This is a genomic window from Pseudomonas sp. RGM2987, from assembly GCF_022952855.1.
Taxonomy (GTDB): domain Bacteria; phylum Pseudomonadota; class Gammaproteobacteria; order Pseudomonadales; family Pseudomonadaceae; genus Aquipseudomonas.
Window position 1 is genome coordinate 1 of sequence record NZ_JALJDX010000163.1, and the last position, 23,039, is coordinate 23,039.

Sequence of the window (23,039 nt, forward strand, 5' to 3'; positions counted from 1 at the left end):
GTGTCAGGGAATACATCATTAACTGACACGTCGCCTTCGCGAGCAAGCCCGCTCCCACAAAGGGATGTGCGGGTCTTGAAGCTTTGCTCCAACCGCTCCGATCTGTAATCTGCCAAGCCTTTTCCCACCAAGGCAGATCACCTCATGACCGATTCCCTCATCCGCATCGCCGCCGCCCTGCTGATCGGGCCGGACGGTCGGACCCTGCTGGTGCGCAAGCGCGGCACCCGGGCCTTCATGCAGCCGGGGGGCAAGATCGAGCCTGATGAACGACCGCTACAGGCCCTGGTCCGTGAACTGGAAGAGGAGCTTGGGCTGCTGATCGAGCCGGCGCAGGCCCGTTATCTGGGGACATTCAGCGCACCCGCCGCCAACGAGCCAGGGTTCGTCGTGCAGGCCGAGGTGTTCCTGGTCACGGTCGACGGCGCGGTGTCGCCCGCCGCTGAAATCGAAGAAGTCCGCTGGATCGACCCGGCCGGTGACGGCGATCTGTTCCTGGCGCCGTTGACAGGCGAGGTGATCCTGCCGTTTTATCGAGCCACCTGTCGCGATTCAAGGCTCAAGGACTGCTGCCCATGATTCCACTGCCGGACCTGCTGGTTTTCGCCGCCGCCGCGTTGCTGATGGTGCTCACGCCCGGCCCGAACATGATCTACCTGATCTCCCGTTCGATCTGCCAGGGCCGCAAGGCCGGGGTCACATCCTTGTTGGGAGTGGTGGCGGGCTTCTTCGTGCACATGTTCGCTGCGGCCGCCGGGTTGACGGCAGTGTTCCTGGCGGTGCCCACGGCTTATGAAGTGTTGAAATGGGCCGGTGCGCTGTACCTGCTGTGGCTGGCCTGGCAGGCCGTGAAGCCGGGCGCACGCTCGCCGTTCGAAGCCCGGCAGTTGCCCGCGGACTCGACGCGCAAATTGATCACCATGGGGTTTCTCACCAGTGCCCTGAATCCGAAGATCGCGGTGTTTTACCTGTCGGTGTTCCCGCAGTTCATCAGCCCGGAACACGGTTCGCTGTTTACCCAGAGCCTTATCCTCGGGCTGACCCAGATCAGCGTCAGTTTCAGCGTCAACCTGCTGATTGCGCTGTTCGCCGCCGGCATCGCTTCGTGGTTCGTCCACAACCCGACGTGGCTGGCGGCGCAGCGCTACTTCATGGGCTTTGTCCTGGGGGCGCTGGCGTTGCGACTGATGCTTGAGCAGCGGCGGGCGGCGTGAGCATCCGGCGGTTGCGGGCGGGTGATGCTGCGGCGTATCGCGAATTGATGCTTGAGGCGTACGCGCTGCATCCACAGGCCTTCACCTCCAGCGTCAGCGAACGGGCGGCGCTGCCGATCAACTGGTGGGAATCGCGCCTGACCAGCCGGCTCGACGTGCTGCTCGGGGCGTTCGTCGGGGATGAATTGGTGGGTATCGTCGGCCTGGCCCTGGAACCTCGGGAAAAGGCCCGGCACAAGGCGCTGCTGTTCGGCATGTACGTCAGCGAGCACCATCGCCAGCGCGGGCTCGGCCAGCAACTGCTGGAAACTGCCCTTGCCGAAGCCCGCCGCCATGCCTTCCTGCGACTGGTGCAACTGACCGTCACCGCCGGCAACGACCCGGCGATCAAGCTCTACCAGCGCTGCGGCTTCGCCCTGTACGGCCTCGAACCCCAGGCGATCCGCGTGGGGGATGAATACTTCGACAAGATACTTATGTGGCTGGAGCTCTAGGGCCTCATCGTCGGATCGCCGCCCGGAGCAGGCTCGCCCCCACAGTGGGCGATGCTGGCCACAGAATATTGCTTCTGCCGCAGATCCAATGTGGGAGCGGGCTTGCTCGCGAAGAGGCCGAGCCAGTCGCCATCAGAGTGATTGACCCACCGCTTTCGCGAGCAAGCCCGCTCCCACAGGGATTGATGCTGCTCACAGAATCTGGCTTCGCCGCAGCTCCCACAGTTGGCTGTATGGTGGGCTCAGATTCTGAGTACACCCGCGACCCCTTGTGGGAGCGGGCTTGCTCGCGATGGGGCGCGACGCGGTCTCACCGCACGGCACTGACCCCATCCAGCGTTGAAAACGAAGTGTCCTTGGCTGTCAGCAGAAAGTCGCGCATGTAGGGCGCATCGAGCATGTCGGTGCGGACCGCCGCGTACAGCGTGGCAAACAGGCCCTTCTCCCCCAGCCGCTTGGCCTTCACGTACCCCCGCGAGCTGTATTCATGCAGTGCCCAGTGGGGCATGCCACAGACGCCACGGCCGCTGGCGACCAATTGCATCATCATCACCGTCAGTTCTGAGGTGCGCACCTGGGCCGGCTCGATGTCGGCCGGTTCCAGGAACCGGGTGAAGATGTCCAGCCGGTCGCGCTCCACCGGGTAGGTGATCAGGGTTTCGCTGACCAGGTCTTCCGGCACGATGTACGGCTTGCCTGCCAACCGATGCTGGTTGGCGACGGCGAGCATCGCTTCGTAGGTGAACAGCGGCACATACGTGATGCCAGCCAGTTCCAGCGGATCGGAGGTTACCACCAGGTCCAGGTCGCCTCGGGCCAGGGCCGGCAGCGGGGCGAAGGCGAAGCCCGAGGCCAGGTCCAGTTCGACCTCCGGCCAGGCATCGCGGAACTGGTCGATGGTGGGCATCAACCACTGAAAGCAGCTGTGGCACTCGATTGCCATGTGCAAACGTCCGGCGGTGCCGCCGGCCAACCGGGCGATATCCCGCTCGGCGCCGCGCAACAGCGGCAGGGTGGCATCGGCCAGTTGCAGCAGGCGCAGGCCGGCGCTGGTGAAGCGCACCGGTTTGGTCTTGCGCACGAACAACGGCATCCCCAAGCGCTCTTCCAGTTCCTTGAACTGATGGGACAGGGCGGATTGGGTCAGGTGCAGGCGTTCGGCGGCTTCCACCAGGCTATCGGCTTCGCGCAGCGCATGCAGGGTCTTGAGGTGACGGAGTTCAAGCACCGGGTGGCTCCATGAGTAAAACTTGTGATCAACACGAAAAGGTTGAGTTTGTCTCATGTAGGTCCGACTGTCGACAATGGCGTCATCTTTTACAGGAGGACGCCCACCATGGCCCTGGCCCACACCCTCGGTTTTCCACGCATCGGCGCTGACCGCGAACTGAAAAAAGCCCTCGAAGCCTACTGGAAGGGCGATCTGGCCCAGGCCGAACTGCAAACGGTGGGGCGCGAGCTGCGGGCCCGCCACTGGCAATTGCAGAAGGACGCCGGCATCGACCTGCTGCCGGTCGGTGACTTCGCCTGGTACGACCAGGTGCTCAGCCACACCCTGGCCTTGGGCGTCATTCCACCGCGTTTCCACGACACCTTGAATGACCAGGACCGGCCGACCCTCGACACCCTGTTCGCCATGGCCCGTGGCGCCACGGCCAGTTGCTGCAACGCCGATCACGGGCAGCATGCTCAGGAACTGACCAAGTGGTTCGACACCAACTACCACTACCTGGTCCCGGAATTTTCCATCGATCAGACCTTTGCCCTGAACTGGGAGCAATTGTTCGACGAAGTGGACGAGGCCCACGCCTTGGGGCATCGGGTCAAACCGGTGATCATCGGCCCGCTGACCTACCTGTGGCTGGGCAAGGCCAAGGGCGCCGAGTTTGACCGGCTCGACCTGCTGGAACGCCTGCTGCCGGTCTACGGTGAAATCCTCAATCGCCTCAAGGCCCAAGGGGTTGAGTGGGTGCAGATCGACGAGCCGATCCTTACCCTCGACCTGCCACTGGCCTGGAGAAGTGCCTTCGAACGGGCTTATCACATCCTCCAGTACTCGCCGTTGAAAAAACTCGTGGCGACCTATTTCAGTGGCCTGCAAGACAACCTCGGCCTGGCGGTGAGCCTGCCGGTGGACGGTTTGCACATCGACGCGGTGCGCGACCCGGAGCAACTGGGCCAGGTGCTGGATCGACTGCCCACCTACAAGATCCTGTCGGTGGGCCTGGTCAATGGTCGCAACGTCTGGCGCTGCGAACTGGAACAGGCGCTGGCGCAGTTGCAACCGGCCCAGGAGCGCTTTGGCGACAACCTCTGGGTCAGCACTTCTTGCTCGCTGCTGCACAGCCCGGTGGACCTGGAGCGTGAAGACCGCCTCGATCCCGAACTCAAGAACTGGCTGGCCTTCGCCGTGCAGAAGTGCGGCGAAGTGGCGGTGTTGCGCGATGCGCTGAACGATCCGCAGGCCCCCGGCGTGCAACAGGCCCTGGCCGCCAGCCGAGAGGTGCAGGCCAGCCGTGCTGCCTCTGGGCGCATTCACAAACCCGAGGTCCAGGCCCGGCTGGCGGCGATCACGCCGCAGGACAGCCAGCGGCGCTCACCATTTGCAGAACGCATCGAACGCCAGCGCGCCCAATTGAAACTGCCGGCATTTCCCACCACCAGCATCGGTTCTTTCCCGCAGACCCCGGCGATTCGTCTGGCGCGTCAGGCCCACAAGCACGGCAAGCTGTCGGCCAATGACTACCAGGACGCCATGCACAGCGAAATCCGCCATGCCGTAGAAATCCAGGAACGCCTGGGCCTGGACGTTCTGGTGCACGGTGAAGCCGAGCGCAACGACATGGTGGAGTACTTCGCCGAGCAACTGGACGGCTACGCCTTTACCCGTTTCGGTTGGGTGCAGAGCTACGGTTCGCGCTGCGTGAAACCGGCGATCATCTACGGCGACATCAGTCGCCCCGGCGCCATGACGGTCGACTGGATCCGCTACGCCCAGGGCCTGACTGACAAAGTCATGAAAGGCATGCTCACCGGTCCGGTGACCATGCTGATGTGGTCGTTCCCTCGCGAGGATGTGTCGCGCCGGGTCCAGGCCCAACAACTGGCCCTGGCGCTACGGGACGAAGTGCTGGACCTGGAAGAAGCCGGCATCAGGATCGTGCAGATCGACGAAGCGGCGTTTCGCGAAGGGCTGCCACTGCGTCGCGCCCAGTGGCAGGAATATCTGGGCTGGGCCGTGGAGGCGTTCCGCCTGAGCGCCTCGGGCGTGCGTGACGAAACCCAGATCCACACCCACATGTGCTACAGCGAGTTCAATGATGTGATCCTGGCCATTGCCGCCATGGACGCCGACGTCATCACCATCGAGACCTCGCGCTCGGACATGGAGCTGCTGGACGCTTTCGAAGCCTTCGAGTACCCCAATGACATCGGCCCGGGCGTCTATGACATCCACTCGCCCCGGGTGCCGGACACCGCCGAGATGGTCGCGTTGATGAGCAAGGCGGTGCAGCGAATTCCCGCCGAGCGCCTGTGGATCAACCCCGACTGCGGGCTCAAGACCCGCGCCTGGCCCGAGACTGAAGCAGCCTTGGTGAACATGGTCGCGGCGGCGCGGCAGTTGCGTAGCCAGCTGGCCTGATCTAAAGACCGCCGCGAACGCCGTGGCGAGGGAGCTTGCTCCCGCTGGGCTGCGCAGCAGACCCAAAATTTCAGGTCTTTACCCTGTGTACGGGCTGAAAATTGTTGGGAGTGCTTCGCACTCCAGCGGGAGCAAGCTCCCTCGCCACAGGGTGCCCACATGGCTTTAGATCACCACTCGGCAATCTTCATCAAACTGTCACGCAACTGTGGCAGCGCGCTTGAACAAATTTCATCAGACTCGCGCTCTACTGGGGTTCTGCGTTTCGGTGTTTGTTCATGCGTGTATTCATTTTCCTGGCCGTATTGTTTTGCGGCCTGCCGTCTTTTGCGGCGTCTCGTTGTGATGTCAATGTCCCGGCCCAACGGGTCGATCTGGATCAGGTGAGCCTGACGTACCAGAGCGTGGGTCGTGCCTCGGATCCGGCCTTGCTGCTGGTGATGGGCCTGGGCGGGCAGTTGATCCATTGGCCGGATGAAGTGGTGATGGCCCTGTGCGAACAGGGTTTCCGGGTGATTCGCTACGACAACCGCGATGTCGGCCTGTCCACCTGGCGCCAGGCGCCCGGCAGCGCCAACCTGACTTTCGAAGCCCTGCGCTACAAACTTGGTTTACCGGTGGCCGCGCCCTATACCTTGACTGACATGGCCGACGACGGGCTCGGGTTGATGGACGCCTTGCAGGTGCAGAGCTTTCACGTGCTGGGGGTGAGCATGGGCGGGATGATCGCCCAGCACATGGCGGCGATGGCGCCGCAGCGGGTCGAGAGCCTGACGCTGATCATGACCAGCTCCGGTGCCGAGGGCCTGCCGGCGCCGAGTGCTGCGCTGGTGCAGTTGCTGTCACGGCGTAGTGCGCCGAATCGTGAAGTGGCCCTTGAGCAACAGGCCGACCTGCTGGCGGCGTTGGGCAGCCCGCTGGTGGTCGATGACCGTCAGGCCTTGCTGCATCAGGCCGCCGTGGCCTATGACCGGGCGTTCAGCCCCGAAGGCGTGAAGCGCCAGATCATGGCAATCCTCGCCGAGCCAAGCCGGGTGGCGCTGCTCAATCAACTGCGGGTGCCGACCCTGGTCGTACACGGCACCGCCGACCCGTTGCTGCCGGTGATGCACGGCGTGCACCTGGCGGCGCATATCCAGGGCAGCCAATTGAAACTGATCCCGGGCCTGGCCCATCGTTTCCAGGAAGCGTTCAAGGCGCCGCTGCTGGCGGCGGTGTTGCCGTACCTGCAACAGCACCGCGAGGACACCTCGCACTGGGCGCAGATCGAACCGGTGCAGGCGCCGAATCTGCTCTGATACAGGCATCTAAGGCTGGCAATGACCCACCTGAGGCCGACACCGAACCACTGTGGCGAGGGAGCTTGCTCCCGCTTGGGTGCGAAGCGCCCACAAAAATGGGTCTGCTGCGCCCGAACGCGGACCGGTCCAGCGGGAGCAAGCTCCCCCGCCACAGGGGTCTCCGTGCCCCTGACTAAACGGGTTCTACCGCACCCGCGCCTGCTCCACCAACCACCCCATCAACTCCTGCAACGGCCCTGACACCTGGGGTTTGCGCGGGTACACCAGGTGATAACCCAGCCCGGTCTTGACCTTCAGTTCGAACGGCATCACCAGCCGGCCGGCGCTCAAGTCATCGCCGATCAGCGACCAGTCGCCAATTGCCACGCCCGTGCCTTGGGAAGCCATGGACATCGCCAGGTCCAGGGTTTCGAAATGCTGGCCCTTGCTGACATTGCTCAAGTGCACATCGGCTGCCTTCAGCCAGGCCTTCCAGTCGCGCTCGTCACGGGTGGGGTGCAACAGCAAGTGTTGTTGCAGGTCGGCGGGTTCATGCAGCGGCACCGCCCCTTCCAGGATCGGCCGCGAGCAGACCGGCGTCAGTTGCTCATCGAACAGATGCAGGCAGGCCAGGGAAGCGTCCGGTGGCGGGCCATAGACCACCGCAGCGTCGAAGGCTTCGCGCTGGAAATCCACGCCGTGCCTGACCGTGGTGGTCAGTTCCACCGGTACGTCCGGGCGTTCCTTCTGCCATTGCAACAGGCGCGGCAGCAGCCAGCGCATCACGCAGGTCGGGGCCTTGAGTTGCAACGTCTGGCGTTTCTCGCCGATCTGCTCGACCGCCTCGTCAATCAGGCCGAACACCTGCTGGATCCTGGGCAGCCAGGCCTGGCCTTCGGCGGTCAGGCTCAAGCCCCGCGCCTGACGTTGGAACAGCGCATAACCCAGATGATCCTCCAGCCCGGCGATCTGTCGGCTCACCGCACCCTGGGTGATGCACAGCTGTTCGGCCGCCCGGGTGAAGTTGCAGCACTGGGCCGTGATCAGGAACGTGTGCAGCGTTGCAAGCGGAGGAAGTCGCTTCATTTGGATCCAAGCCATGACCTGAGGACATGGCTAGTATGACTTTTTATCCATTGTTGCCGCTACGGCCGGACCGTTCCAATAACGCCATTCCCAACGACAAAAACGGTCCCCGGCGGGTTGCCCGGGGCCTGGTCCGAGACAAGAAAAAGGGCAGTGGCAATGGCAACGTGTGGCGAAGTGTTGGTCAAGTTACTCGAAGGCTACGGCGTGGAGCAGGTGTTCGGCATCCCCGGCGTGCACACCGTCGAGTTGTACCGCGGGCTGGCCCGCTCAAGCATCCGCCATGTAACGCCACGGCATGAGCAGGGCGCCGGCTTCATGGCCGACGGCTACGCCCGGGTCAGCGGCAAGCCTGGCGTATGTTTCATCATCACCGGCCCCGGCATGACCAACATCACCACCGCCATGGGCCAGGCCTACGCCGATTCGATCCCGATGCTGGTGATCTCCAGCGTGCAGTCGCGCAGCCAACTGGGGGGGGGGCGCGGCAAGCTGCATGAACTGCCGAACCAAGGGGCGCTGGTCGGTGGGGTCGCGGCGTTTTCCCACACGCTGATGTCCGCCGCCGAACTGCCCGGCGTGCTGGCCCGGGCCTTCGCTTTGTTTCAGGCCGGGCGGGCGCGGCCGGTGCACATCGAAATTCCGTTGGACGTCCTGGTGGAAGACGCCGATGCCTTGCTCGCCAGCACACCGGTAGCGATCAATCGAGCCGGGGCCGCGCCGGATGCAGCCGCGCAAATGGCGGGCCTGCTGGCGACGGCCAGGCGACCGTTGATCCTGGCCGGTGGTGGCGCCATCGATGCGGCCGCCGAACTGACCGAACTGGCCGAACGCCTCGGCGCGCCAGTGGCATTGACCATCAACGCCAAGGGTCTGTTGCCTTCGCGTCATCCATTGTTGATCGGCTCGACCCAGAGCCTGGTCGCCACCCGCGCCCTGGTGGCCGAGGCGGATGTGGTACTGGCCATCGGCACCGAGCTGGCCGAGACCGATTACGACGTCACCTTCGCCGGCGGCTTCGAGATCCCCGGTGCGCTGCTGCGCATCGACATCGACCCGGACCAGACCGTGCGCAACTATCCGCCGCACCAGGCACTGGTGAGTGATGCACGCAACGCCGCCCAGGCCTTGCTTGCCGGGTTGGACCGCCAGTCCCTGACCGAGCGGCGCAGCGACTGGGGCCCGGCGCGTGTCGCCCGGCTGCGCGCCGAGCTTGAGCGCAGTTGGGACGCGCCGACCCGTGCCCAGCAGCTGTTTCTCGAGACGGTCCTGCAGACGCTGCCCGAGGCGGTCTTCGTTGGCGACTCGACCCAACCGGTGTACACCGGCAACCTGACGTTCAACCCGGAACAGCCGCGGCGCTGGTTCAACTCGTCCACCGGCTACGGCACCCTCGGCTATGCGTTGCCGGCGGCCATCGGCGCGTGGCTGGGGGGCAGGGACCTGGGGCACGGGCGCCCGCCGGTGGTGTGCCTGATCGGTGATGGCGGCTTGCAGTTCACCCTGCCGGAACTGGCCTGTGCAGTGGAAGCACGCACCCCGGTGATCGTGCTGTTGTGGAATAACCAGGGCTACGAAGAGATCAAGAAGTACATGGTCAACCGCGCCATTGAGCCGGTGGGCGTAGACATCTACACCCCGGATTTCATCGGGGTCGCCAAGGCGTTGGGCTGTGCCGCCGAAGCCATCGACGGGGTGCAATCGCTGCGCAACGCCTTGCTCGCGGCCAGCGACCGACAAGGCCCGACCCTGATTGAAATCGACCAGGCGCGGTGGATGCTGGAGGCCTCGAAATGACCTTTCCCACGACCCAGGACGGCCTGTACATCAACGGGCAATGGCTGGCCGGCGAGCAACCTTTGCGGGTGATCAATCCTGCGACCGAGGCGCTGTTGACCACGGTTTATGGCGGCGACGAGCACGCTGTCGACCGGGCCCTGGATGCTGCGACCCAGGCCTTCGGCCCATGGTCGAACACCCGCGGCGCCGAGCGCGGCGCGATCCTGCGGCGCATTGCCGACGGCGTGCGCGCCGCACGTGAGCGGCTGATGCACTTGCAATCGAGCAACAACGGCAAGCCGCTGTTCGAAGCGGCCATCGATGTCGACGACGTGATCGCCACCTTCGAGTATTACGCCGAACTGGCCGAAGGCCTGGACGCCCGGCAAGACAGTGCGCTGGCCTTGCCCAGCGATGATTTCAGCGCCCGTCTGCGCCGCGAGCCGTGCGGGGTGGTGGGGTTGATCGTGCCGTGGAATTTCCCGATGGTCACCACCGCCTGGAAACTCGCCCCGGCCCTGGCCGCCGGCTGCTGCGTGGTGCTCAAGCCCTCGGAAGTCACACCGCTGCCTGAGCTGGAACTGGCCTCGATCATCGCCGGTTGCGGCTTGCCCGGTGGGGTGTTCAACCTGGTATGCGGCACGGGCCTGGCGGTCGGTGCTCCGTTGGCGGCGGATTCGCGGGTGGCGAAGATTTCCTTCACCGGCAGCAACGCGGTGGGCGTGCAAGTGATGCAACGGGCAGCGGAGACGGTGAAGGGCGTGAGCCTGGAACTGGGCGGTAAATCGTCGCTGCTGGTGCTGGCCGACGCCGACTTGGAGCTGGCGGTGGAGCTGGCCTGTGGCGGCGGTTTCTTCAATGCCGGGCAGATGTGTTCAGCCACCAGCCGGGTGTTGGTGGCCGAGGAGGTGGCCGATGAATTCCTGCAACGGCTCAAGGCTCGCGCCGAGGCGGTTCGGGTGGCCGATCCGTTCGACCCGGACGTGGAGATGGGCGCGCTGGTCAATCAAGCGCAGTACCAGCGGGTGCTGGGGCACATCGACCGTGGCTTGAGCGCCGGGGCGACGCTGGTGTGCGGCGGTCAGCGCCCGGCGCATCTGCCACGCGGTTTTTTTCTTCAGCCGACGATCTTCACCGACGTGCCCCTGGACAGTGCGTTGTGGTGCGAGGAGATCTTTGGGCCGGTGCTGTGCGTGCGCCGTTTCAGCGGCGTCGAGCAGGCCATTGCGCTTGCCAACGACAGCCGCTTTGGCCTGGTAGCCAGCGTAGTCAGTCGGGATGTCGAGGCCGCCGGGCAGGTGGCCAACGCTTTGCAGGCCGGGCTGGTGTGGATCAACGCGCCCCAGGTGATTTTTCCCCAGGCGGCGTGGGGCGGCTACAAGCAGAGCAGCCTGGGCCGCGAGTTGGGGCCGTGGGGATTGGCGGCGTTCCAGGAAATCAAGCATGTGATCCGGGCCGTCTGACGGTTCGTTATCGGGCCACGCATGCCTCGAAAAAAGGCATGCGCCAGGAACATGGCTTCAATGAGTTTTTATCGATAGTCAGGGATTTTGCACAACCCCAGGATGGCCTTCGACAGCGACAAAGCCCTTGCAATACGGGGCTTTGGTCGGCGTTGGACGGTACGGGCGCAGCGGTTTCAGCCACCTCATACTGAGTGGCCTGTGTGGCTAATTCGAGCACTCAACTTCGGCGCCAGGACTTGCCAGGCTGCGTTGCCATTCCTCGCCGTAGCGGGCTACGACTCGTCATGGCGCCTTGCCTAGCAAGCCCTGGCACTCGAATTTGAGTACCCGAATTAACCACACAAGCCACTAAAAGAACAAAGGGAGTCTTCCATGGGCAAGCATGATCTGAACAGACGTCAATTCATCAAGACCGCCAGCGTGGTCTCGGTCGCGGCGGCCGCCATGAGCGTGCCATTCATCAGCGCCCGGGCCAGCGATACGCGGTTCGTCGGCAAGACCCTGCGTTTGCTGACCTGGTCCGACGACACCGGACTGGCGGCGCTGCGCAACATCGCCGCGACCTTCGAGGCCAAGACCGGCGCCAAGGTGGTCGCCGACCGCACCGGCAGTACTTCGGAAATGGTCGCCAAGCTCAAGGCCGGCGGCGACCGGCCGCAGTACGACATCATCACCCTGGCCGGCGTTGGCGCCGAGGGCCTGGCCGCGGCCGGGCTGCTGGAAAAGCCCGACCTCAATCGCATCCCCAACCTGGCGGACGTGCCGGCGCAATACCGCACCGGTGCCGGCGGCCATGGCATCGGCTACCTGCTGTGGTGCAACAGCCTGGTCTACAGCACCCGCACCATGAAGCAGGCGCCGGACAGTTACGCCGCGCTCTGGGACGCGGACCTGGCCCCGAATATCTTCCTGCCACCGCCGAACTGGACCGAGGCCATGGACCTGATCATCATCGCCGCCAAGCTGGCCGGCGGTGACGAGCACAACATCGAACCGGGCTTCAAGAAACTCGCCGAGCTCAAGGACCGGGTGGTGACCCTGGGGGAAAACCCGAACCAGATCGCCGAACTGTTCCGCACCGGCTCCCTGGACATGGGCGGGTTGTATGCACCGGCGTTTTTCCCCAAGCAGATCCGCGACCCGGCCTATGGGCTGGGGGCGACGTTTGGCATGAAGGAAGGTTTCTACACCGACCTGATGCTCTCGGTCATGCCGAAAAACCGCCCGGGCGACACCGACCTGGCCTACGCCTTCATCGACCACTCCCTCGACCCGCTGGTGCAGGGCAAGATGGCCGAAGACATCTTCAACGGCCCGGTCAACGCCAAGGCCATCATCTCCAGCGAAGCGCGCAAGAGCCCCTACATCCTCACCCCGGAGCAAATCGCCGACAAAGCGATCATGCACGACAACGCCTTCCTGGCGACGGTGCACGACCAGTGGATTCGCCGGTATACGGAGATCTTCTCGTCCTGAGTCAAAAGCGCCTGTGGGTGTACTGGGATATTGCAGCCACCGAAGATCCAAATGTGGGAGCGGGCTTGCTCGCGAAAGCGGTGGTTCAGTGATGGAGATGTTGCCTGTGCCGCCGTATTCGCGGGCAAGCCCGCTCCCACAGGGGATGGTGGGTGTGCATGGGTTTCGCGGCCACCGGAGATCCAAATGTGGGATTGGGGACGTGCATGGAGTTAGCGACCACCCGAAGATCCAAGTGTGGGAGCGGGCTTGCTCGCGAAAGCGGTGGTTCAGTGAGGGAGATGTTGCCAGTGCCGCCGCCTTCGCGAGCAGGCTCGCTCCCACAGGGAATTGGGTTGTTTTGAGATTGTGTTTGTTCTGTCGTTTTCCACTGACGAGACCTTGCCATGGAACACCAACCGTTAACCCATCCGCAGAGCGTTGCGCCGATACGTTCGAGCCGGAGTATTTCGCCCACGACGCGGGCATGGTTTTTCCTGTCGCCGTCCATGCTGTTTCTCGGTGTGCTGGTCGCCGCCAGCCTGTTGGTGCTGCGCATGAGCGTCGGCACCAAGGGCGCGGAGTGGAGTGGATTCAGCCTGGCCAGCTATGGGCAGTTGCTGGAACCGTACTACCTCAAGTCCCTGCTGCTGACCCTGCGCCTGGCACTGATCAGCGCCGTGATCGCGGTCCTGCTGGCGATTCCCGTGGCCTACACCATGTCGCGCCTGTCCTCGCCGTTGTTGCGGCGCATTTTCCTGGCGGCGGTGCTGTTGCCGTTGTTGGTCAACCTGCTGCTGCAAAGCTATGGCTGGCTGGTGATCCTGGGGCCTGCCGGCATGCTCAACCAGGCGTTGATGGGGCTGGGTCTGATCAAGCGCCCGATCATGTTGCTGTACAACCAGAACGGCGTGTTGATGGGCCTGGTCCAGACCGCGTTCCCCCTGGCCGTGTTGCCCATCGCCAGCGCCATGCGCGGCGTTGCCCGCAATTATGAAGAGGCCGCCGCGACCCTGGGCGCCAGCCGCTTCCAGGTGTTTCGCCAAGTGGTGCTGCCGATGAGCCTGCCGGGCATCATCACCGGCGCGACGCTGGTGTTCGCCTACAACGCCAGCAGCTTTGTCGTGCCCTTGCTGTTGGGCGGTCGACGGGTGCCGATGCTGGCGGTGATGGTCCACGACCAGATCGCCCCGCTGATGAACTGGCCGGCCGCGTCCGCTGCCGGGGTGGTGTTGATTGTCACCACGCTGCTGATCATGAGCCTGTCGGAATATTTCACCGGCCGCCGTCGGCGGATGCTGGAGGCTTCTCAATGAGCGCGCTGAGTAAAAAACGCCAGTCGCTGCTGCCCGGTGAAACCGGCCGGTTGGCGGGACTGCTGTCGGGTTTCATCCTGTTGCTGGCGGTGCTGCCGATCCTGACCATGATCGTCATGTCCTTCAGCGGCGCGGCGAACCTGGATTTCCCCCCCAGCAGTTACAGCCTGCAATGGTATCGGGCGGCCTGGCACACCTTTGTCTCGCCTGATGCCAGTGACGTGCTGAGCCTGGGCCAGGCCATGGGCACCAGCCTTCTGGTGGCCTGCCTGACCATGATTTTCGCCACGCTGATCGCGGTGCCGGCGGCCTACGCCCTGACCCGATGCGAGTTCCGTGGCAAGGCCGTCGCGCTGCAACTGATGTCGCTGCCGCTGGTGTTCCCCATGGTCGTGCTGGGCCTGGCGCTGCTGCTGGTGTTCGACAGCCTGCCGTTCCAGATGACCACCTCGCGGCTGGTGATTGCCCACGTCATCCTCGCGCTGCCGTTTGTGGTGAAGAACTGCACCGCCGCCATGCTGGGCATCGGCAGCGAAGTCGAGGAAGCCGCACGGATGCTCGGTGCGACGCCGCGGCGGGCCATCGTCGATGTGGTGGTGCCGCTGATGAAATCCGGGATCCTCGCCGGAATGCTGCTGGCGTTCATCGTGTCGTTCAACGAATTCACCGTGACCTATTTCCTCTACACCATCGATGTCATGACCGTGCCGATCTGGATGTACAGCCGCACTGTGTCATCGCTGGACCCCACCGTTTTTTCGTTTGCCGTACTCATCGTGCTGATCGACTTCGTGCTGATCTGGGCGCTGGAGAAACTGGTGGGCGAGGGCGGCGTTTCCTTTTGATTTCGAGGTGAAAGACATGACTGGACTGATACTGGAAAACGTCGAGAAACACTACGGCTCGGCCTGCGCGGTCAAGGACGTGAACCTGCATTTGCCCGAGGGCAAGCTGGTGTGTTTTCTCGGGCCGTCGGGCTGTGGCAAGACCACGCTGCTGCGCATGATCGCTGGCCTGGAAAGCCTCAGCGGCGGCGAGATCCGCCTGGATGGCGAGGACATCGGCCACACCCCGGCGCACCTGCGAAACTTCGGCATGGTCTTTCAATCGCTGGCCTTGTTCCCCCACATGACCGTCGGCGAGAACATCGCCTATCCGCTGAAACTGCGCGGCGTGGGCAAGGCCGGGCAACAGGCGCGGGTGGTGGAGTTGCTGGAGCTGATCCAGCTTCAGGCGATGATCGACCGGCCCGTGGCGAAACTGTCCGGCGGCCAACGCCAGCGCGTGGCGATTGCCCGGGCGATTGCCGCGCGGCCGAAGATCCTGCTGCTGGACGAACCGCTGTCAGCCCTGGACGCCAAGTTGCGTGAAGCCATGCAAGTGGAAATCCGCCAGCTGCAACAACGGCTGAACATCACCACCATCGTGGTCACCCACGACCAGCGTGAAGCCATGACCATGGCCGACGTCGTTGTAGTGCTGGGTGAGCATCGGGTGCAGCAGGTCGGCACGCCGATCGAGATCTACCGGCACCCGGCCAACGAATTCGTCGCCGACTTCATTGGCTCGGGCAATATTTTCCCGGCGACCACCCTGGGCACCGGGCGCGTCGGCCTGCCGGGCGGCGACGCGCTGCACGTGCCGGCCAGCCAAAGCAACACGGTCGGCGAGCCGATCAAGTTGCTGGTACGCCCCGAAGACGTGCAACTGTCCGCGCCCCAGGCCACGGCGGGTAATCGGTTGCTGGGCAAGGTGACGTTCGTGCGTGATATCGGCGCGACCATCGAGACCACCGTGCAATGCTCGGGGATCTCGTTCACTGCGCTGAGCACGCCCTGCCAGGGGATGGACCTGGGAATCGGGCATGCGGTGTCGGTGACTATTCCGGCTGAGGCGTGTCGGGTGTTGGGGGGCTGATTCTTGAGAGATGGGTTGCTGGGCTGGCCTCTTCGCGAGCAAGCCCGCTCCCACAATTGATCGGTGATGACAGAGAATTCATGTTCGCCGAAGATCCCATGTGGGAGCGGGCTTGCTCGCGAAGAGGCCAGCCCAGGCAACCCAAAATCCAGCTCAAACCGACAACCGCAACCGCGCCAGATCCCGCAACGGCGGCGCTCCAAACAACCGGCTGTACTCCCGGCTGAACTGCGAAGGGCTTTCATAACCGACCCGATACCCCGCCGCCGAAGCCTCCAGCCCTTCGGCGAGCATCAGCCGCCGGGCCTCCTGCAAACGCAGTTGCTTCTGGTATTGCAGCGGGCTCATGGCGGTCATGGCCTTGAAGCGGTGGTGCAGGGTCGAGACGCTGAGGTTCACTTCCCGGGCCAGTTCATCGATGCGCAGCGGCTGTTCGAAATGGCTGTTGAGCCATTTGATCGCCTGGCTGATGCGATGGCTCTGACTGTTGGCAATGGCGATTTCATACAGCCGATAGCCCTGGGGACTGCGCAGCAGGCGGTAGAGAATCTCCCGACGCACCAGCGGCGCGAGCATGGCGATGTCTTTCGGGCTGTCCAATAGCCGCACCAGGCGCAGTACCGCGTCGAGCATCGGCGTGTCCAGGCGTTCGACGTACAGGCCGCGGCCGGCGGGGCGGGTCGGTACGCCCAGGGGGCCGGCATCGGCGATCAGCGCGGTGATTTCCGCCGGGTCGATGTCCAGGCGCAGGGCCAGGATCGGATGTTCGGGCGAGACATCCGCGACGCGGCCGCGCAACGGCACCGACACCGACACCACCAGATAGTGGAGCGGGTCATAGCTGAATGCTTCATTGGCCAGGCACACCTGTTTGTGCCCCTGGGCCATGATGCACAGCGCCGGTTGTGCCAGTGCCGTGGCGAAATCATGTGGCTGGCTGTAGCGCGACAGGTTCAGCGAATCGATGGCCGTGATGTAGTTACCATCGTCGGTGGTGTTGCGGTCGATGATCGACGCCAGCTCAACGCGCTGTTGTTCCTGATAGGTGTCCAGCGGGACGTGGGCGTGGTCAAGTGGCGACATGCCGGAATCCTCGGATGAAAGGGTAACCATGGCGCAAGCTTATGTTTGTGCAAGCCACAGCGGTAGCCACATCCTGTTGAAAGCTTGCCTGATCCTGCACGGCTTGTCGGGCAATGACAGCGCAACGCAGCTGAAACTTGCTTGAAACCTTTTGTTTCAACTATCGGCGCTCCTGCGCTTTGGAGCCTGGATGTACCCTGTCGACGCGCAGGATCGGGCAATGGGTCGGCAGGAATCGACTAACGAAACTGGCGTCGCGACCCTTAACCTTTGATCCTGTCGCAGCCTGTCCCCGGCTGCACAACGGATCGCCTGGGAGGGTTGAACATGTCTACACAGATCCCCGTCAGTCACATGGCCTTCGTGCGGGCCCGCGCCGGTTGCTCCAGGCAGCTGGGGGCGCGCTTGAGCACGCTGATCGCACCTTCGCGCCAGGCGCCCGGTTGCCTGCACTTTGCCTTGCAGCATTCGCAATGTGACGCCGATTTGTGGTTGGTGTCCGGGCTCTGGACCCACCAATCGGCGATGGATGCCTACTTCAATTCCCCGGCCATGGCGATTTTCGCCGAGCTGGTGCAGGACCTGGTGGTGAGCAGCCTGGATTTCCACACCTTCCGGGAAGTGTCCGCCGCCCAGGCGACCGAAGGGTGCCTGGCGACGGTACACAAACTGGCCGGTTGAAGGTTTAATGACGGTCATTTTTCATCGCCAGGAAGCCCAAGCATGGCACGTCGAGTTTTTGGTCCCTTCGAAGCTGTTTCTGCCTTGATGCCCCGGGAGGGTGGCGGCTACTACGCGGCCATCGCCACCAAAACCATCGGTGGCTCGGAAAAGCCGCGTTTCTACAAGGTGCTTGAAGCGCAATCCTTCGACACCGCCGCCAAGGCCGATGAAGCGGCTGCGGTGCAGCTGACCCATCTCAAGGATGTCGATGAGGAGGGTGGGTTGGTCTGGTAAATCCGCCTTGATGGGAATGCTTTTGTGGCGAGGGAGCTTGCTCCCGCTTGGGTGCGCAGCGCCCATCTGAATTAGGGCTGCTGCGCAGCCCAGCGGGAGCAAGCTCCCTCGCCACAGGTTGCATTGCTTCTTGGGAGAAAGTGATCGCTTATTTAGGACGATGCATCCTGAACAACGCCTCAGGCCCCAACTGGAAATAATCCGCCGGCCCGCCGCCACGCAGGATCGGCTCGGCGGCCGCGGTATCGTAGATCCCGTCTTTCAACAGCCACTTGGCGATATGCACGGCGACCACTTCGCCGAGGATCAGCCAGCTCGGCACCAGGGCCTTGTCCGCGCGCTGCAACTGGATGATCTGCGTGACCTTGCACTCGAAGGACACCGGGCTTTGCGCCACCCGCGGCACCTGGATCACCCGTGACGCCGCCGGCGTCAAACCGGCCAGTTCAAACTCGTTGACCTCTGGCGCGACCATCGCGCAGCTCTGGTTCATCTGCTCGGCCAGCGGACGCGTGGCCAGGTTCCAGGCGAACTCGCCGGTCTGTTCGATGTTGTTCAAGCTGTCTTTGCGCCCGACACTGGAAAAACCAATGATCGGCGGAATGTAGTTGAACGCATTGAAGAAGCTGTAGGGCGCCAGGTTAAGGCGACCTTCGCCATCCTGCGAAGAGATCCAGCCAATGGGGCGCGGGCCGACGATGGCATTGAAGGGGTCATGAGGGAGGCCGTGGCCGTTGGCGGGTTCGTAGAAATGGATGTCATCGGACATTGCGCGATCCTGGAAGGGCATTCGTAGGCGGCCAATAGTGCAAGGCTGGGCCTTTAATTTCCAGAGAGAGATCCTTCCCACATCTGGTGTGGGAAGGATTGCCCATGATCAACCAATTGCATCGGCGGTGCCGGTCTTGTCAAAGCCGTCAGCGGCGATGGCATCGGCGGTGCCGGTCTTGTCGAAGCCGTCGGCAGCGATGGCGTCAGCGGTGCCAGTCTTGTCGAAGCCGTCGGCAGCGATGGCATCGGCGGTACCGGTTTTGTCGAAGCCGTCAGCGGCGTAAGTACCGGAGTGGTTGCGTTCGATGGCTGCGCTGGCGGTGGAGCCAAAGGAGGCGGAACCGGTCTTGTCGTAGCCGTCGGCAGCGAAGGTATTGGCGGCCAGTACGGAGAGCGTCAGGGCGAGGATCAGTTTGGTTTTCATGGTCATAACTCCTGGTTTGTTGGCGACGTGTCTTGCATGGGTTGAATGCTACGCCAATTAAGTTGATTGAAAATCTCAAAATAATGCTAGTAATGATCGATTAAATTGATATTAAGGGCGACGCATCTAAACGCTGTCACATTCGCAGCGAACGTCGCGCAGGTCATCGATCAAGTGAACACAGGGTGCGGGGCGGGGATTAACCGGTGATTAATCGCTGTTTTGCATGTCATGACAGTTTTTTCATACATTGCCGACCTGTTTTTCACCCCCGCAGCCCCAGTCTGCCCACGGCTAACCAAGTCCGTCGCCCCATACTGGAGTTTTCCCCAATGAATAAACTGCCTCAAATCACCCTGGCCTTCTGGGTGATGAAAATCTGCGCGACGACCCTGGGGGAAACCGCGGGAGATCTGCTGTCGATGACCCTTAATGTGGGTTACGCCATCAGCTCGCTGATCCTGATCAGCGTGTTCGTCCTGACCCTGGTCACCCAGCTCATGGCCAAGACCTACAAGCCTTTGCTGTACTGGATCGTGATCCTGTCCACCAGCACCGCCGGTACCACCATGTCCGACTTCATGGACCGCACCCTCGAACTGGGTTACGCCACCGGGTCGATGATCCTGATTGCAATTTTGCTGGCGATCTTCGCCGCCTGGCGCCTGAGCGGTGATTCGCTCAACGTCACCAAGGTGCAGACCTTTCGTGGCGAGATGTTCTATTGGATGGCGATTCTGTTTTCCAACACCCTGGGCACCGCGCTGGGGGATTACCTGGCCGACGACTCGGGCCTCGGCTTTGCCGGTGGCGCCTTGCTGATCGGCTCGACGATCGCCGTGGTCGTGCTGCTCAAGTACCTCACCCGAATCTCGTCGGTGCTGTTGTTCTGGATCGCCTTCGTCCTGACCCGCCCCCTGGGTGCGACGCTGGGCGACTTGATGACCAAGTCCCATGAGAAAGGTGGCCTGGATTTCGGCACCATCGGCTCGTCGGCGGTGCTGGCGGGGATACTGGTGGTGATGATTGCCGGGGCGGCGTATGCGCAGAATCGGTATGGCAAGCAGGGTGCTGCCGAGTTGACTTGAGGACCGAGTCGCTCCTTCGCGAGCAAGCCCGCTCCCACAGGTTCAGCGCAGATCCTGTGGGAGCGGGCTTGCTCGCGAAAGGGCCCTTGCAATCACCAGAGTAGTGACTGCATAAACACCTGTCAGTCAGTCACAATCCGCGAATGCTTGCGGGTGTCTTTCATGGTGATGTACACCAGCAGCGACACCGCGATGCACGCCGTCACGTACCAGTAGTAGCCGGTTTCCATGCCGATGCTCTTGAACCACAGCGCGATGTATTCAGCGGTGCCGCCGAAGATCGAGACGGTCAGGGCGTAGGGCAGGCCGACGCCCAGGGCGCGGATTTCGGTGGGGAACAGCTCGGCTTTTACCACGGCGTTGATCGAGGTGTAGCCGCTGACGATGATCAGCGCGGCCATGATCAGGAAGAACGCGCCCCACCAGGTCTGGATGGTGTGCAAGGTGGTGAGGATCGGCACGGTGAACAGCGTGCCCAGGATGCCGAAGGCAATCAGGATCGGCCGGCGTCCGATCTTGTCCGACAGCCCGCCGATCACCGGTTGCAGGCACATGAACAGGAACAGCGTGGCAGCGGAAATGGTGGTGGAGTCGGAGATGCTCATGCCGACGGTATTCACCAGGTATTTCTGCATGTAGGTGGTGTAGGTGTAGAACGCCAGCGTGCCGCCCATGGTCAGGCCGACCACGGTCATCAGTTCCTTGGGATGACGCATCAAGGTGCGCATGGCGCTTTCCTTGGATTTCTCCTTCTTGGTGAACGACTCGGTTTCTTCCATGCCGCGCCGCAGGTACAGCGCCACGACCGCACACAGGGCGCCGATGGCGAACGGAATGCGCCAGCCCCAGGCGTACAGCTGCTCGGTGGTGAGGAACTGTTGCAGCACGATCAGCACGCCCAAGGCGATGAGCTGGCCGGAAATCAGGGTGACGTACTGGAAGCTGGAGAAGAAGCCGCGACGTTCCTTGGTCGCCATCTCGCTCAGGTAAGTCGCCGAAGTGCCGTACTCACCGCCCACCGACAGGCCCTGGAGCAAGCGGGCGAACACCAGCAGGATCGGTGCGCCGACGCCGATGGTTTCATAGCCCGGGCTCAAGGCGATGATCAGTGAGCCGAAGCACATCAGGTACACCGAAGCCATCAGTGCGCGCTTGCGACCGGCGCGGTCGGCGTAGAGGCCCATCAGCCAGCCGCCGATCGGACGCATCAGGAAACCCACGGCGAAAATCGCGGCGGTGTTGAGCAGTTGGGCGGTGGTGTCGCCCTTGGGGAAGAAGACCTTGGCGAAGTACAACGAGAAAGCGGCGTAGACGTACCAGTCATACCACTCGACCATGTTGCCGACCGAGCCGCTGAAGATCGATTTGATCCGGCTGGCGGTGGTTCTTTCACGGGCGGGCACGGCGGCCGACCCAATGGGCAGGGCGTTGGAGTTATCCATTGAAGGATCCTTCGTTTAATTGTTGTTGTGGAGCGCGTGGGAACGCAGCCTGCCATGGCTATAGCAGGAGCTGTGCCAGGTGGTTGAGGGCCGGTTTAGAGGGGTTTGTCGTGTTTGATGAGCGGAAATCCGCTTATTCTGGCTTGATGATAAGCGGGAATCCGCTGATTTGGAGGTGCCTGTGCCGGTCTCATCGCGAGCCTCGCTCCCGCATTTTTGACTTGTGTACACAAGCGAGCTTGCTCCGGGCGGCGATCCGACGATGGGGCCAGTAGGGTCAGTACAAACCTCAGCTGTCCTGCACAAACATCTCCCGACTCAACCCATGTCGCTGCATTTTTTCATTGAAGGTGCGGCGCGGCAGTTGCAGTTCTTCCAACACCGCTTTCACATCACCTTTGTGCCGGGTCAGGGCGGCGCGCAGGCATTGGGCTTCGAAGGCTTCCTGCTGGGCGGCGAGGGACTGGCCGGGGTCCGCCTCCAAGGCTTGCAGCTGATCCAGCCCCAGCACCTGGCGTTCGGCGACGTTCGCCAGTTCGCGCACATTGCCCGGCCAGTCGTGGCTGAGCAGATAACTCAGTTGCGCGCCACTCAAGGGCGGGGCCGAGCGGCCCAGGCGTTCGGCGGCGCTGTGGGTGAAATGTTCGAACAGCAGTGGAATATCCTCACGGCGTTCACGCAGCGGCGGCAGGCGCAGTTCGGCGACGTTCAGGCGATAAGCCAGGTCTTCACGAAAGCGCCCGGCGCGGGCTTCGTCCAGCAGATCCGGCTTGGTGGCGGCGATGATGCGCAGGTCCACGTGGATGCTCTGGTTGGAGCCCAGGCGTTCAAGCTTCTGTTCCTGCAACACGCGCAACAGCTTGACCTGCTGGGCCAGGGGCATGCTTTCGATTTCATCGAGGAACAAAGTGCCGCCATCGGCATATTCAAGCTTGCCGATGCGCTTGCCCTGGGCGCCGGTGAACGCGCCGCTTTCGTGACCGAACAATTCTGCCTCGAACAGCGGTTCGGGGATGGCCGCACAGTTCAACGCGACGAAGGGCCGGCTCGCCCTGGGACCGAAATCGTGCAGGCAGCGGGCGACCAGTTCCTTGCCGCTGCCGGTTTCGCCACGGATCAACACGTTGACCGGCAATGTCGCCAGGTCCAGCACCTGGCGCCGCAGGTTTTGCAGCGCCCGGGAAACCCCCAGCAGTGTTGCGTCGAGTCTGGCCCGGGCATCGGCCTGCTCGTGCAAGCGGCGGTTTTCCAGGACCAGGGTGCGCTTGTCCAACGCCCGGCGCAGGCTGCCGAGCAGGGCTTCGGGGCTGAAGGGTTTTTCCAGGAAGTCATAGGCACCGTCGCGCATCGCCTCCACGGCCATCGGCACGTCGCCGTGGCCGGTCAACAGAATCACCGGCAGGTCCGGATCGCGTCGACGCACTTGTGCCAGCAATTCCAGGCCGCTGAGCCCGGGCATGCGCACGTCACTGAGGATCACCCCGGGGAAATGCTCCGGCAATGTTGCCAGGCACTCCTCGGCGCGGCTGAACAGCTGCACCTTAAAGCCCGACAGGCTCAACCATTGCTCGATGGCGCTGCGAATGCTGCCTTCGTCGTCCACCACCATCACTGAATCAAGCAT

Annotated in this window: 21 protein-coding genes; 14 read left to right on the forward strand and 7 right to left on the reverse strand. The window is 63.1% G+C overall.

Annotated features, from left to right (window positions below; translation table 11 throughout):
• Positions 1-144 precede the first annotated feature (144 nt).
• From RGM2987_RS07760 to RGM2987_RS07770, 3 genes are read left to right on the forward strand one after another with little or no spacing between them, the layout of a single operon-like run.
• A complete protein-coding gene (locus RGM2987_RS07760; RefSeq protein ID WP_245139511.1) occupies positions 145-579 on the forward strand; it encodes an NUDIX domain-containing protein in 435 nt (144 codons plus the stop codon).
• Positions 576-1,214 carry a LysE family translocator gene (locus tag RGM2987_RS07765; RefSeq protein WP_245139512.1) on the forward strand — a complete coding sequence of 213 codons (639 nt, stop codon included), beginning with the start codon at positions 576-578 and terminating at the stop codon, positions 1,212-1,214. The genes RGM2987_RS07760 and RGM2987_RS07765 overlap by 4 nt, the downstream gene beginning before the upstream one ends.
• Entirely contained in the window at positions 1,211-1,708 is a 498-nt protein-coding gene (locus tag RGM2987_RS07770) for a GNAT family N-acetyltransferase (RefSeq protein WP_245139513.1), read from the forward strand. Before RGM2987_RS07765 ends, RGM2987_RS07770 begins: the two co-directional genes overlap by 4 nt.
• Before the next feature lie 310 nt (positions 1,709-2,018).
• On the opposite strand, the gene metR is transcribed toward RGM2987_RS07770, so the two are convergent.
• Complete coding sequence (gene metR, locus RGM2987_RS07775; protein ID WP_245139514.1) at positions 2,019-2,936, reverse strand: transcriptional regulator MetR; 918 nt, start codon at positions 2,934-2,936, stop codon at positions 2,019-2,021.
• A gap of 108 nt (positions 2,937-3,044) precedes the next feature.
• Between metR and metE the strand changes: the two genes are divergently transcribed.
• Together metE and RGM2987_RS07785 are read left to right on the forward strand one after the other, a co-directional pair.
• Positions 3,045-5,351 (forward strand): 5-methyltetrahydropteroyltriglutamate--homocysteine S-methyltransferase, encoded by a 2,307-nt coding sequence (gene metE / locus RGM2987_RS07780; protein WP_245139515.1) that lies wholly within the window; start codon positions 3,045-3,047, stop codon positions 5,349-5,351.
• A 278-nt stretch (positions 5,352-5,629) separates the two neighbouring features.
• Positions 5,630-6,649, forward strand: a complete 1,020-nt coding sequence (locus tag RGM2987_RS07785) for an alpha/beta hydrolase (protein WP_245139516.1) — start codon at positions 5,630-5,632, stop codon at positions 6,647-6,649.
• A 186-nt stretch (positions 6,650-6,835) separates the two neighbouring features.
• Here the strand turns inward: RGM2987_RS07785 and RGM2987_RS07790 are convergent, their stop codons facing one another.
• Complete coding sequence (locus tag RGM2987_RS07790) at positions 6,836-7,717, reverse strand: LysR substrate-binding domain-containing protein (RefSeq protein ID WP_245139517.1); 882 nt, start codon at positions 7,715-7,717, stop codon at positions 6,836-6,838.
• 159 nt (positions 7,718-7,876) lie between these two features.
• Between RGM2987_RS07790 and RGM2987_RS07795 the strand changes: the two genes are divergently transcribed.
• The 6 genes from RGM2987_RS07795 to RGM2987_RS07820 all read left to right on the forward strand — a co-directional run bounded on the left by RGM2987_RS07795 (position 7,877) and on the right by RGM2987_RS07820 (position 15,650).
• Complete coding sequence (locus tag RGM2987_RS07795) at positions 7,877-9,514, forward strand: 5-guanidino-2-oxopentanoate decarboxylase (protein ID WP_245139518.1); 1,638 nt, start codon at positions 7,877-7,879, stop codon at positions 9,512-9,514.
• The gene (locus RGM2987_RS07800; RefSeq protein WP_245139519.1) at positions 9,511-10,959 is read left to right on the forward strand and encodes an aldehyde dehydrogenase family protein; all 1,449 of its coding nucleotides are present in this window, start codon (positions 9,511-9,513) and stop codon (positions 10,957-10,959) included. Before RGM2987_RS07795 ends, RGM2987_RS07800 begins: the two co-directional genes overlap by 4 nt.
• Positions 10,960-11,334: 375 nt before the next feature.
• The gene (locus RGM2987_RS07805) at positions 11,335-12,438 is read left to right on the forward strand and encodes an ABC transporter substrate-binding protein (protein WP_245139520.1); all 1,104 of its coding nucleotides are present in this window, start codon (positions 11,335-11,337) and stop codon (positions 12,436-12,438) included.
• Between the two features lie 386 nt (positions 12,439-12,824).
• Positions 12,825-13,733, forward strand: coding sequence for an ABC transporter permease (locus RGM2987_RS07810; RefSeq protein WP_245139521.1), 909 nt, complete (start codon positions 12,825-12,827; stop codon positions 13,731-13,733).
• The gene (locus RGM2987_RS07815) at positions 13,730-14,578 is read left to right on the forward strand and encodes an ABC transporter permease (RefSeq protein WP_245139522.1); all 849 of its coding nucleotides are present in this window, start codon (positions 13,730-13,732) and stop codon (positions 14,576-14,578) included. The genes RGM2987_RS07810 and RGM2987_RS07815 overlap by 4 nt, the downstream gene beginning before the upstream one ends.
• Before the next feature lie 16 nt (positions 14,579-14,594).
• Positions 14,595-15,650, forward strand: a complete 1,056-nt coding sequence (locus RGM2987_RS07820) for an ABC transporter ATP-binding protein (RefSeq protein WP_245139523.1) — start codon at positions 14,595-14,597, stop codon at positions 15,648-15,650.
• Between the two features lie 153 nt (positions 15,651-15,803).
• On the opposite strand, the gene RGM2987_RS07825 is transcribed toward RGM2987_RS07820, so the two are convergent.
• Positions 15,804-16,733 carry an AraC family transcriptional regulator gene (locus tag RGM2987_RS07825; protein WP_245139524.1) on the reverse strand — a complete coding sequence of 310 codons (930 nt, stop codon included), beginning with the start codon at positions 16,731-16,733 and terminating at the stop codon, positions 15,804-15,806.
• A gap of 327 nt (positions 16,734-17,060) precedes the next feature.
• Here RGM2987_RS07825 and RGM2987_RS07830 point away from each other — a divergent pair, with 327 nt between their 5' ends.
• Positions 17,061-17,414 (forward strand): antibiotic biosynthesis monooxygenase, encoded by a 354-nt coding sequence (locus RGM2987_RS07830; RefSeq protein ID WP_245139525.1) that lies wholly within the window; start codon positions 17,061-17,063, stop codon positions 17,412-17,414.
• 42 nt (positions 17,415-17,456) lie between these two features.
• Positions 17,457-17,690, forward strand: a complete 234-nt coding sequence (locus tag RGM2987_RS07835; protein WP_245139526.1) for a hypothetical protein — start codon at positions 17,457-17,459, stop codon at positions 17,688-17,690.
• A 148-nt stretch (positions 17,691-17,838) separates the two neighbouring features.
• Here the strand turns inward: RGM2987_RS07835 and RGM2987_RS07840 are convergent, their stop codons facing one another.
• Both RGM2987_RS07840 and RGM2987_RS07845 read right to left on the reverse strand, forming a co-directional pair.
• Complete coding sequence (locus RGM2987_RS07840; RefSeq protein ID WP_245139527.1) at positions 17,839-18,459, reverse strand: flavin reductase family protein; 621 nt, start codon at positions 18,457-18,459, stop codon at positions 17,839-17,841.
• 108 nt (positions 18,460-18,567) lie between these two features.
• Positions 18,568-18,885, reverse strand: coding sequence for a hypothetical protein (locus RGM2987_RS07845; protein ID WP_245139528.1), 318 nt, complete (start codon positions 18,883-18,885; stop codon positions 18,568-18,570).
• 332 nt (positions 18,886-19,217) lie between these two features.
• Between RGM2987_RS07845 and RGM2987_RS07850 the strand changes: the two genes are divergently transcribed.
• A complete protein-coding gene (locus tag RGM2987_RS07850; RefSeq protein ID WP_245139529.1) occupies positions 19,218-19,973 on the forward strand; it encodes a hypothetical protein in 756 nt (251 codons plus the stop codon).
• A 122-nt stretch (positions 19,974-20,095) separates the two neighbouring features.
• Here the strand turns inward: RGM2987_RS07850 and RGM2987_RS07855 are convergent, their stop codons facing one another.
• Positions 20,096-21,415 (reverse strand): MFS transporter, encoded by a 1,320-nt coding sequence (locus RGM2987_RS07855; protein WP_245139530.1) that lies wholly within the window; start codon positions 21,413-21,415, stop codon positions 20,096-20,098.
• A gap of 289 nt (positions 21,416-21,704) precedes the next feature.
• On the reverse strand, positions 21,705-23,039 hold the full coding sequence (locus RGM2987_RS07860; RefSeq protein ID WP_245139531.1) for a sigma-54 dependent transcriptional regulator: 1,335 nt from the start codon (positions 23,037-23,039) through the stop codon (positions 21,705-21,707).